This window comes from Paraburkholderia flava, assembly GCF_004359985.1.
In the GTDB taxonomy this organism is placed as follows: Bacteria; Pseudomonadota; Gammaproteobacteria; order Burkholderiales; family Burkholderiaceae; genus Paraburkholderia; species Paraburkholderia flava.
In genome coordinates this window covers 2162767-2174588 of sequence record NZ_SMRO01000002.1, presented here as the reverse complement: position 1 = coordinate 2174588, position 11822 = coordinate 2162767, and the positions used below count along the sequence as shown (strand labels likewise).

Annotated in this window: 10 protein-coding genes; 9 read left to right on the top strand and 1 reads right to left on the bottom strand. The window is 61.6% G+C overall.

Annotation, left to right across the window (positions count from 1 at the left end; all coding sequences use genetic code 11):
• Positions 1 to 24 precede the first annotated feature (24 nt).
• The 7 genes from E1748_RS21155 (at position 25) to E1748_RS21125 (ending at position 8887) form a co-directional block, all read left to right on the top strand.
• Positions 25 to 1263, top strand: a complete 1239-nt coding sequence (locus E1748_RS21155) for an HlyD family secretion protein (protein ID WP_133649089.1) — start codon at positions 25 to 27, stop codon at positions 1261 to 1263.
• Between the two features lie 57 nt (positions 1264 to 1320).
• On the top strand, positions 1321 to 1914 hold the full coding sequence (locus E1748_RS21150; RefSeq protein WP_133649088.1) for an L-threonylcarbamoyladenylate synthase: 594 nt from the start codon (positions 1321 to 1323) through the stop codon (positions 1912 to 1914).
• A gap of 23 nt (positions 1915 to 1937) precedes the next feature.
• Positions 1938 to 3188, top strand: coding sequence for an MFS transporter (locus E1748_RS21145; RefSeq protein WP_133649087.1), 1251 nt, complete (start codon positions 1938 to 1940; stop codon positions 3186 to 3188).
• A 44-nt stretch (positions 3189 to 3232) separates the two neighbouring features.
• Positions 3233 to 4327, top strand: coding sequence for an alpha/beta hydrolase (locus E1748_RS21140; protein WP_133649086.1), 1095 nt, complete (start codon positions 3233 to 3235; stop codon positions 4325 to 4327).
• Positions 4328 to 4329: 2 nt separating this feature from the next.
• Positions 4330 to 5238 carry a LysR family transcriptional regulator gene (locus tag E1748_RS21135; RefSeq protein ID WP_133649085.1) on the top strand — a complete coding sequence of 303 codons (909 nt, stop codon included), beginning with the start codon at positions 4330 to 4332 and terminating at the stop codon, positions 5236 to 5238.
• Between the two features lie 68 nt (positions 5239 to 5306).
• The gene (locus E1748_RS21130; protein ID WP_133649084.1) at positions 5307 to 7265 is read left to right on the top strand and encodes an aconitase family protein; all 1959 of its coding nucleotides are present in this window, start codon (positions 5307 to 5309) and stop codon (positions 7263 to 7265) included.
• 230 nt (positions 7266 to 7495) lie between these two features.
• Complete coding sequence (locus E1748_RS21125; protein WP_133649465.1) at positions 7496 to 8887, top strand: MFS transporter; 1392 nt, start codon at positions 7496 to 7498, stop codon at positions 8885 to 8887.
• A 29-nt stretch (positions 8888 to 8916) separates the two neighbouring features.
• Here E1748_RS21125 and E1748_RS21120 read toward each other — a convergent pair whose 3' ends face one another.
• Positions 8917 to 9738, bottom strand: coding sequence for an EAL domain-containing protein (locus tag E1748_RS21120; RefSeq protein ID WP_166653601.1), 822 nt, complete (start codon positions 9736 to 9738; stop codon positions 8917 to 8919).
• Between the two features lie 566 nt (positions 9739 to 10304).
• On the opposite strand from E1748_RS21120, the gene E1748_RS21115 reads away from it, so the two are divergent.
• The gene (locus E1748_RS21115; protein ID WP_133649082.1) at positions 10305 to 10847 is read left to right on the top strand and encodes a fimbrial protein; all 543 of its coding nucleotides are present in this window, start codon (positions 10305 to 10307) and stop codon (positions 10845 to 10847) included.
• A gap of 129 nt (positions 10848 to 10976) precedes the next feature.
• Complete coding sequence (locus E1748_RS21110; protein WP_240766711.1) at positions 10977 to 11708, top strand: fimbrial biogenesis chaperone; 732 nt, start codon at positions 10977 to 10979, stop codon at positions 11706 to 11708.
• The last annotated feature ends 114 nt before the right edge of the window (positions 11709 to 11822 follow it).

Sequence of the window (11822 nt, the reverse complement as noted above, 5' to 3'; positions counted from 1 at the left end):
CATAAAAAGGCAGGAGGCAAAGCAATGCGTCGGGATCCGCTGGCCGCGTTGAGCGTTGCCTCTGTACGCACGAACTGGAAGCGTATCGCGCCGGTGGGCATCGCGATCGTCGTCGTGTTGCTCGGCGCGTGGCTGTTGTTCAAACGCCCAAGCAGCAAGCAGGCGTTCGTCAATGCAAGCGTGATCGCGCTGCGTGCGCCTATCGCGGGCACGCTGACGTTTGCTTCCGGTGTCGAGGTGGGCGATCTGGTCAAGCTCGATCAGCCGCTCGCCGGAATCGCGGGCGATCTGTCGAATCCGCGCGTGTCCGAGCTGCGCATTCTCGAGCAGCAACTGAAGGTACAAAGCGCCGATCTCGCTCAGCGCGAGGTGAGCCTGTCGTCGCGCATCGCCGATCGCGAGCAGCAGCAGGCACAGTATCGAAGTGAAAGCAAAAGCCAGCAGACCTTGCAGTCGCGCTATGCAGGCGCGCAGATCCAGCAGGCGCACGCGGAGCTGGCGCGTCTCGACGCGCTGTCCGCGTTGTCGGATGCGGACATGAAACGCGCGACGAGTCTGTTCGACAAGGGCTATCTGAGCCGCGCAGGCTACGACCGCAGCATTGCCACTGCACGCGCGAGTCTCGCGCAGACGCAGGCGCAACGCGCACAGATCAGTCAGAGCGAAGCGACGTATGCGGCTGCACGCGTGGGCCTGCAGCTCGACGGACCGCGTGCGTTGAGCGAACCGGAACAGCGCAGCCGGCAACTGGAACTCGAGCTTGTCGATCTTCGGCAGCAGTTGCAGGAAGCAAAGACGCTCGGCACCGCGACACGCGACGAACTCGCGCGCGTCGAAACCGAATTCGAACATCAGCGCATCGCGACGCTAAAGGCAGATCGCGGCAGCGTGGTGTGGTCGCTCGATGCGCAAAGCGGCGAGTCGTTGCCCGCGGGCGCACCGATCATGCAGCTGATCGATTGCAACGACGTGTGGATCGATGCGTTTTTCGATGAATCCGATGTACGCGACCTGAAGGTCGGCGCGCATGCCGACGTCACGTTGTCGCACGACTCGCGTCACTGGACGGGCGTCATCGAAACCATCCGCTCGGGTTCGGGGCGCGTGACGGTCGGCCAGTACGTCGCGAGCCCGCCGCCTGAAATCGCGCGCCGGCAGTTGCCGGTGAAGGTCGTGACTGTGCGCGTGCGAGTGGACTGGAAGGGCGCGCTGCAACCGGGACAGTACTGCTTTGCCGGGCGCAGCGTCGACGTGAGCATCTAGATTCCGGCGCGTCGCGCGGCAGCGACGCGCATGACCTGTCACCTCGAGGAGACCACCATGTTACCTACCGAACATGCGGCGAACGTACTCAAGCAGGGCGGCGTGCTGATGGTTCCGACGGACACGAACTACGCGTTCGCCGCAGATCCGTGGAACGAACACGCATGCGCGCGACTGTATGAGATCAAGAAACGCGACGTGAAAAAGCCGCTGACGTTGTTCGTGTCGCGTCCCGACGATCTATGGAATTACATCGATCTGTCCGGCGATCTCGAAGGCGTGTTGCGTCCGCTGGTTTCGCAGCATTGGCCCGGGCCGCTGAATTTCGTGTTGCCTAAATCGTCGGCCGCGCCGGATCATCCTTATCTGAAGGAGGATTCGATTTCGGTGGTCTGCAATCGCAACCCGGTGCTGAACGATCTGATCCAGCGCTTTGGCAGACCGCTTGCGATGACGTCGGCGAATCTGTCGGGCGTCGAGCACGACCGGTTGATCGACTATGAACTCGCGACGCAAACCTTTCCCGATGCAGTCGATTACATCGTGCCACCCGCGCCCGATAAACCGACGACCACGCGTTCGAGCACGATCGTCTCTCTGCTCGACGGTACGCTGAAGGTGCTGCGTCAGGGCGATATCGTGGTGGCCTAGCCGCTAGCACGACGACTACAACGATGAGCGATCCGGCCGAAGCCGCTCGATCCGCAGACGCGGTCGGCCGCAACATCCAGCTGTTCGTGCTGTACCGCGTGGTGTCGCGGCTGTATTTCCATTTGCCGGTGCTGTTCCTGCATCTGTATCTGGTCGAACTCGGCCTGTATCGCGTGATCTCGCTGCTCGCGATCTACGGTCTGGTGACGACCGTCACGTCCAGTATCGGCGGCAAACTGCTCGCGAGGTTTTCGGAAAAGCGCGTGGTCGCGATCGGCGAGATCATGAAGGCGAGCGGCATAGTGCTGCTGCTCGCCGGCACACGGCTCGCCGACGTCGATATGAATCTGCTGGTTCTCGCGCAGATCGTCGGCGGGACCGGGTTCAGCATTGCGCTGTCGACCGATTCGAGTCTGCTGCGCACGCTTACCGGCACATCGGGCGACCCGTCGCTGTTCATGCGTACGCAGACGCGCTCGCAAAGCCAGATGTTCATCGCCACTTTAATAGCTGGTTCGACCGGCAGCATCCTGTTCGACTATCAGGCGTTCTGGCCGTTCTATGCGTCTTTACTCGCGAGCGTCACGTCGACGGTGCTGGTGCTGTTGATCCGTGAGCCACCGGTACCGCCGCGCGCGAAAGGGACGAGTGGTGCGCAATCTGCGAAGCCGCTATCACTCGACTCGACGCAACGCTTCTGGATGGGCTTCTATTCGCTTTCCAGGGCATTCACGCTGGCGCCGTTCGTCGGCTTTCTGCCGTTCTACTTCATCATGGTTAACGTCGACCCGCTGCTGTTCGGCGCGGTGCTCGGACTGTTCACGCTATCGGCGTTTGCGACCTCGCTGGCGGTCAACGGCTTTATCAAGCGATTCGGCGTGCGCACGTTGATGATCGCGACGCTCGTCTGCATGTTCGGTGCGATGCTGGTGCTCGGTTGCAGTGAAGTGCTCGCCGATCATGGGATCGACTACTTCGTGTCGGGATTGATCGGCATCAGTCTGCTCGGGCTCGGATCGGGTGGCGTGCGTCCGGCGACGATGGCCAATCTCGATCTGTCCGCACTCGATCCACTCGAACGCGTTGCGCTGTTTTCACGGATGGAGCGAAACTTCGGCGTCGCCAACGGCATCCTGCTTGCATTGGGCGCATGGCTGCTGGCCACTGCCGGGTTCCAGGTGTTGATGCTGTGGCTCGGCGGACTCTATCTGCTCGCGTTGGGTGCGCTGTTCATGAACAACCGGTCCGTTCAGGCATCGGGATCGAACGGCTAACTCAATCGACGTTCGTAATTTCCCTTCACGGAGGCCCGCCATTCATGAATGCGCGCGCGATGTTTCTCTTTACTGCTGCATTCTGTGCGGCGTTGATGAGCGGTTGCGGAACGACACCAGCCGGCTCGACAGGGAGCGACGCACACACAGCGCTCGCCGTCGATTCGATCGGCAGCTTCTTTATCGGTGGGCACGAGGTCGCGTTGTCGGGCCTGCCGTCGCGCAGCATCGTGTTTTCGCCCGGTGCGCCACCGGCCACTGTCGATCCAAACGGCACGTTCGAAGCCGGGCAGATGTACGTTCAGTACGTGAAGCTCGCGCATCCGCGCACGCGCTTGCCGGTGCTGCTATGGCATGGCGGAGGACTGACCGGCGCGAACTGGGAGACGACGCCTGATGGACGCCCTGGCTGGCAGATGTTTTTTCTGAACGCAGGCTACGACGTCTACGTGAGCGATGCGGTCGAGCGAGGTCGTTCGTCGTGGGCGCGCTATCCGGAGATCTACAAGACCGAGCCTTTCTTTCGCTCGAAGGCCGAAGCGTGGAAGCTGTTCCGGATCGGGCCCACGTATAGCGACGACCGTGCAAAGCGCGTTGCTTTCCCGGGCTCGCAATTTCCGGTCGAAGCGTTCGACACGTTCAGCAAGCAGTTCGTCCCGCGCTGGGCGACCAACGATGCGCTGACACAAGCCGCGTACGACGCGCTCGTTCAGCGGGTGTGTCCATGCATCCTGATCGCGCATAGCCAGGGCGTCAATTTCGCGTTGACGGCTGCATTGCATGCACCCGACAAGATCAAGGCGCTCGTCGCGCTGGAACCGTCGGGCGCGCCGAATCTCGACGAACACGCTATCGCTGCACTCAAGCAGGTGCCGCAGCTGTTCGTGTGGGGCGACAATCTCGACACGTCGTCGTTCTGGCGCTCGGTGGTCGATGCGCCGCTGCGTTATCAACGCACGCTGGTGCAGGCAGGCGCGACAGTCGACACACTGTCGCTACCCGCAGAAGGTCTGCACGGCAATTCGCACATGATGATGATGGACCGCGACTCCGACCAGATTGCGGCTAAAGTGGCGCAGTGGCTCGCCCGACACGCCGGCGACAATCAGGAGACTGCACCGGAGACTGCAACGCATTAGCCATGGACAACCTGCTCAGAAAACTCGATTTGACCTCGCTGCGGCTCTTCGTCGCCGTGTGCCAGGAGAAGAACATCGCGCGTGCAGCCGAGCGCGAATTCATCGCACCGTCGGCGGTGAGCCGACGCATTGCCGATCTCGAAGCGCAGATCGGTCTGCCGCTGATCCAGCGGCAATCGCGCGGCATTCAGGTGACGCCGGTCGGCGAAACGGTGCTGCGTCATGCGCAGGCGATCATCGGTAACGTCGAAGCATTGGGCGCCGAACTGTCGCGCTACTTCACCGGCGCGAAGGGGAGTGTTCGGCTGGTCGCGAACCTGTCGTCGATCGTGCAGTTTCTTCCCGAGGATATCGCTGCGTTTCAGCGCCTTTTCCCCGACGTGCAGATCGATCTGGAAGAGCAGAACAGCGCCGATGTGCTGCGTATGCTCGACGAACACAACGCGGACTTCGGCATCTGCAACGCGATTGCCGGCCTCGATGCGTATCAATGGATTCGCTACCGCGCGGACCGTCTCGCGGTGATGGTGCCGAGCGCGCACCCGCTTGCGTCGCAGTACCGCGTCGACTTCGGCTCGCTGTTCGATGAGCGATTTGTCGGGCTGCGCAGCGAAAGCGCGCTGACGCAACTGATCGCCGCTGAAGCCGACACTGCGGGCCGTGCGTTGCAGGTGCAGATTCGCGTCGGTAGCCTCGATGCGCTGTGCCGGATGGTGCATGCAGGTCTCGGCATCGCGGTCGTGCCCGAGCAAACCGGGCAGCTCTATCTGAACACGCTGGACGTCAAGCTATTGCAACTGACGGACGCGTGGGCGAGCCGCGAACTGGTCGTCGTGTTTCGCGCACGCGATGAACTCACCGCGAGTGCCGCCGCGCTCGTCCAGTTTCTGACGAGCCATCGCGAGGCGTGATGGCTGCATTGCCGAATCGCTACGTCTGAGCATGCGGGCCGCCGCTATATTGGCGTGAAGGAGGCACCATGGAAGACGCATTTCGATTGACCGGCAGAGTCCTGTACCTGTCCGAGAATCCCGACCTGATCGATGCACAGCTCGCGGGCCGCGCGCTGACGCCGCAAGAGGCGGGTCCGTTGCGCGACAACGTATCGACCGACGAGATCACACCGGTGACGGTGATGCTGACCTACGACGAACGCCTCGGCGAATTTCCGTACGTCGGTTTCAAGGCCGGTGATCGTCTGCCGATCGGCAATCACGCGGTGCGCAAAGGCGGCTTCCAGGTCACGGTGGCCGGCAAGCGCTACGGTAAGGGGTCGTCGAGAGAGTCGGCGCCGCTTGCGGAACTGTCCGCGGGAATCCGCTTGATCGTCGCGGAGAGTTTCGAGCGCATCTATCAGCAGAACTGCGACAACATCGGCATCCTGACCACGACGGATTTCACCGTGCTGGACCGGTTGCTCGCGGGCGAATCGATTCCGATCGACGCGTTCCTGACCGGACGCGATGCGCTCACGCAGCGGATCATCCGCAGCGGTGGCCTGCTTGCGTACAGCAAGTTCACGCAATGGCCCGATGCACGCAAGCGCAATGCGCCTGCTGTCGATGGAAACGCGGCACCCCGCACGCTGGTCGAAAAAATTCTCGAACGGCATCTGCATCCCGAGACGGCTAACGCATCGCGCGGCGACGGCGTGTTCGTCGCGGCTGACTGGCGCTTCAGCCACGACTACTTCACCGGCATGTGCGCGCATCTGATGCATCGCGCGTTCGGCAAGCCGGCACCGCTGTTCGAACCGGACCACATCATCGCGTTTCAGGACCACCTCGTACTCGCGCCGCAGAGCATTCCGCACGTGCGCGACGGTTTGCTGCCCGGTGTGGCGAATCTGACCGAGGGGCATACGAGTTTCGCGCGCGACTACCCGGTCCGCTCACATGGCGCGCTGCCCGACGGCACCGGGTCCGAAGGCATTTGCCATTCGCTGATGGCCGAGCGCTACGCGTTGCCTGGGCAGATCGTCGCCGGCACCGATTCGCATACGCCGCATTCAGGCGCGCTCGGCTGCCTCGCGTTCGGTGCGGGCGCGACGGAAATCGCCAATAGCTGGGTGACCGGCTACGTGCGCTGCAAGATTCCGGAGACGCTGCGTATCGAGGTCGATGGTGTGTTGCGACCTGGCGTGACCGCGAAAGACATCGTGCTGTATCTGCTGCATCTCGACGAAATCCGCTCGGGTGGCGCAATCGGACTGGTGTTCGAATACGGCGGTTCCGCGGTGCGCGCGCTGCCTGTCGACGAGCGTGCGACGCTGACCAACATGGTCGCGGAACTGGGTGGTTTCACCGGCATCGTCGAGCCGGACGAAAAGACTGTCGCGTTCCTGAAGGAGCGGCGCGGAGTCGAATTCGCACTTGAGCCGTGGATGAAAAGCGATCCGGGTGCGACGTATCGAAAGGTGATTCGCATCGACGCCGACAGCATCGAGCCAATGCTCGCGCGTCCTGGAGACCCGGGCAACGGAGTCGCCGCGAGTGCGCTTGGCGACGAGGTTGCTGTGAATCTCGCGTACGGCGGTTCGTGCACAGCGGGCAAGCGCGAAGACTTCGACTTCTATCACGACGTGCTGCAATGGGGCATCGAGCACGGGATGCGCGTGGCGCCTGGGACTCGCCTGTTCCTGCAGTTCGGCACGCAGGAAGTCCGCCGTTATTGCGAAGAGCAGGGCTACCTGTCGACCTTCGAGCAGGCCGGTGCGACGCTGGTGATGCCGGGCTGCGGATCGTGTGCGAACTGCGGGCCCGGTCAGTCGAGTTCGAGCAACGACGTGACGATCAGTGCGATCAACCGGAATTTTCCGGGGCGTTCGGGGCCGGGGAGTGTCTGGCTTGCCAGTCCGTACACCGTTGCTGCGAGTGCTTTGGCTGGGCGGATTACGACGTTTGAGGCGCTGCAGACGGTGGGTATTGAAGTGCGGTAGCAGAAGGTGGGCAGGATCTGTTTAGCGTGGGACAAGGAGTAAGCGCTAAGGCGGCAACAGAGGTCGACGTCGGAGTACGGCGTTCAAGCGCCAACTCTGTATGACATAGGAGACAAACAATGCATTCGACCGACAAGGCGCTCGTCGATGACACCGACGCGATGACATTGGCGCCCCCCGATTTTCCAGCACGGGACGATGCCTCAGACAGCGCCGATAGCCCCGAGACGATGCTCGATGCCGCCGCCGCACTCGACGTCCGCGCGATTGCCGCACGGCTCGATCGTCTGCCGGCGACGCGCTCGATCTGGAAGCTGGTCGTGCTGCTGAGTCTCGGTTTTTTCTTCGAGCTATACGACCTGCTGTACACCGGCTACATCGCACCGGGGCTCGTGCGCAGCGGGCTGCTTACGCCGACTACTCACGGTCTGTTCGGCAGCACCGGGGTCGCGAGTTTTATTGCGTCGCTGTTCGCGGGGCTGTTCGTCGGAACGTTCGCGTGCGGGTTTCTCGCCGATCGCTTCGGGCGGCGCTCGATCTTCACGTGGTCGCTGCTGTGGTACGTCGCGGCCAATACGGTCATGGCGTTCCAGCACACTGCCGGCGGCCTGAATCTGTGGCGCTTCATTGCGGGCCTCGGTATCGGCGTCGAACTCGTGACGATCGGCACGTACATCTCCGAGCTGGTGCCCAAGCGGATTCGCGGCCGTGCGTTTGCGTGCGAGCAGGCCGTCGGCTTCGCGGCGGTGCCCGTGGTCGCGTTTCTGTCTTATCTGCTCGTACCGCATGCGCCGTTTGGCATCGATGGATGGCGGTGGGTCGTGCTGACCGGTGCGTCCGCCGCGATCTTCGTCTGGTGGATTCGCCGTCAACTGCCGGAAAGTCCGCGTTGGCTCGCACAGCAAGGACGCCTGACCGAAGCCGACGATGTGATGTCCACACTCGAAAGGAAGGTCGAAGCGGAGTACGGCCGGCCGTTGCCGCCGCCGGGGATGCTGTCGCCGCCTTCGTCGCGCGGCCGGTTTCGCGACATATGGCGGCCGCCGTATCGTCGGCGCGCGTTGATGCTGACCGTGTTCAACGTATTCCAGACGGTGGGCTATTACGGCTTCGCGAACTGGGTGCCGACGTTGCTGATCAAGCAGGGCATCACGGTATCGACGAGCCTGATGTACTCGAGCATCATCGCGCTCGCGGCGCCCGTGGGGCCGCTGATCGGTCTCGTGATCGCGGATCGCTTCGAGCGCAAGACCGTCATCGTTGCGATGGCCGCGATCAATGTCGTGGCCGGTCTGTGGTTCAGTCAGGTGGCGAACGCGGTGCTGCTGATATCGCTGGGTGTGTGCCTGACGCTGGTCGGCAACATCATGTCGTACAGCTATCACGCGTATCAGGCGGAGCTTTTCCCGACGAGTATCCGCGCGCAGGCGGTGGGTTTCGTCTATTCGTGGAGCCGCTTTTCCGCAATCTTTACGGCATTCATCATCGCGGCAACGTTGAGGGAGTTCGGCACGACGGGCGTGTTCGTTTTCATCTCGGCGGCGATGGGTATCGTGATGCTGGCGATCGGCGTGTTCGGGCCGCGTACGCGCGACCTCGCGCTGGAAGAGATTTCGCGCTAGCGCAGATCAAGCGTGAAAAACGCAGTAATTCAGCCGGCCTGGTGTTTGCCGCGTGGCCGGACTGCGAGGCCTTTCGCCAAAGGCCGATGATCGCGTAGCGCTTCCGACAACGTTTGTCGTGGCGGCGCGATGTAGTAACCCTGCACCAGAACCTCCGGGCGTTGCGCGAGCCAGCGCAATTGCTCATGGGTCTCCACGCCTTCCGCGACCGCGGTAATGCCGAGACGCGCAAACAGATCCAGTATCGTGCTTACCACCGTGCAGGCGAGCGGCGATGCGGGGATTCCAAGCAGGAATTCGCGCGTCAGCTTGACGGTGTCGATATGCATCCGGTCGAGCGTCGTCAGCGACGAATAGCCCGTACCGAAGTCGTCGATCGCGAGGCGCACGCCCAGCTTTCTAAGCGATCGCGTGAACTCATGCACGGCCAGTATCTTCGCTACATCCTCTGTCTCGATGAGTTCCAGTTCGAGCACACACGGGTCGACCCCGTGTTTCTTCGTGATCTTCCTGATTCTCTCGCTTAGCGTGTCGTCGACCAGTTGCGACGGCTGGATGTTGATCGCGACGTGAGGGGGCGTATCGATACCCAGCTTGCGCAGCCCCGCCAGTTGCTCGCAGACGGAATCAAGCACGAAATAGCTGATCTCGCGCGCAACGTCGACGTTGTCGAATACGTGACGGAAACTTCCGGGCAGCAGCAAGCCATAGTCCGGATGCGACCATCTCAGCAGGCATTCGACGCCCGACAACGTGCTGGTCTGCGCGTGGACGATAGGCTGGAACGCGACGTGAAATTCACCGGTCTTCAAACCCTTCACGACTCTATCGCCCAGGATCGTGCCTGCCATTGCTTCGCCAATCGGCGAGGGGACCACATCGCCAGCGGCCAACCGGGCGGGCGATATTTTATTTTGATGCATACCGCGCTCCTGTTCGCCGGTTTGATGGGACTGTTTTTTCCACCCGAAAATAACGTACGACGGATATCCGTGATGATCGTCGGGCAGGTCTGGTTAATGCTGGTTCGACTATATTTTTTTAACCGATTTCAATCTCATAATGAATGTCAAATAAAACATCGTTAAGTTTTAAAAATTGTCAATTCACCCGATGCACAGTCGATTCGGGGTGGGGGAGATCGCAGCGCAGGGCCCGCCGGGTGGTCAATCAGCACTCTTTCTTCATACCTAACGATGAAAAATAAATCCCACGCCGATTTAAGGATTAACCCTCGCATTTTCTGGATTTGACGTTTTTTAAAGCTTCACGAAATAAATATTGCATTTGTTAAAGGTTGCGAAATGTGAGGTCTTGGACAATGCGTCCATGGCTGAGTCGGTGCGGTGCGACGTACATCGCAGAGTCGGCCATATACGCTTTCAATATCCGGCTCCACTCATCAACGGGAATAGTCATGAACATCACTCGCTTAGGCATCCTTACTGCAATTGCTGCAGTAACCGCGATGCCGGTCGCCTCGCAAGCTGCGGACGGCACCATCACGTTTACCGGCCAGATCACCAGCCAGACCTGCACGATCAGCGGCAATGGCGGCGGCAAGAACTTCACGGTCACGCTGCCGACCGTGTCGACGTCCGCACTGGCCACCGCCGGTACGACCGCCGGCCGTACGCCGTTCAACATCGCGCTGTCGAACTGCACGCCGAACTCGGGCAACGTCTCGACGTACTTCGAGCCGGGCGCGACCGTCGACACGACGACGGGTCAACTGGTCAACGCATCGGGCACGGCGACGAACGTCGAAGTCGGTCTGCTGAACGGCGACAGCAGCGTCGTCACACTGGGCGCGGCACAGGCTTCGCAAAACTCGAAGGCGGTTGCGCTCGCGAGCGGTGCGGCAACGCTCAAGTACTTCGCGCAATACGTCGCGACCGGTGGCGCGTCGACGGCAGGTACGGTCAACACGACCGTCATGTACTCGATCGTCTACCAGTAAGAGACGACGTTACGGGGTGGCAACCGGCACCCTTAGCGGTGCCGGTTGCAAAAAAATCAAGGCGGACCCGACGTTCGCCAAAGAATCATGGGTTGCGAAATGACGGCGCAAAAGAAATGGCGTGTAGCGATGATGGTTTTAGCGTTATCGCTAGGCACGGGCAGCGCGCACGCGGGCGTGGTGATCAGCGGAACGCGCGTGATCTATTCCGCGCAGGAGCGCGAAGTGACCATCAAGCTCAGTAACGAAGGCGACGCCCCGGCACTCGTGCAGGCGTGGCTGGACACGGGCAATCCGAACGCGATGCCGGAAGAATCGAAGGTGCCGTTCACGCTGTCGCCGCCGCTGTTTCGACTCGACCCGAAGAAAGGGCAGAGCCTGCGTCTGATCTACACGCAGGAAGCGCTGCCGCAGGACAAGGAGTCGCTGTTCTGGCTCAACGTCCTCGAAGTGCCGCCGCGCGCTGCGGCCAGCACGACATCCGATATGCCGAATTCGCTGCAGCTCGCGTTTCGTTCGCGCATCAAGGTGTTTTTCCGTCCGAAGGGTTTGCCCGGCGACGCGAACGACGCAGCAGCAAAAGTCACGTGGAAGTTCGTACGTAAAGACAACGGCAGCTATGCACTCGAAGCGGTCAACCCGACGCCTTATCACGTGACGTTCAGCAAGGTGGTGGCCACCGACGGCGCGGCGACGTGGGAAAACGACAAGGGCGGCATGGTCGATCCGAACGCGACGATGGACTTCGACGTTGGCTCGACGGCGCCGCTCGCCAGCGCGCCGCAACACGTCGACTACACGTTCATCAACGACTACGGCGCGGGCACGGAGGGCAAGTACGACGCGCACGCGAAGCCGTAGCACGCACGACAGAACAACTCGCTTCGATAACGATGAGAAGCGAAGAAAAAACAGGTCACGCCCCGCACCGCCGGCCAGCGTGACAGACCCAGGCCAACAAGCAGACCAGACCAG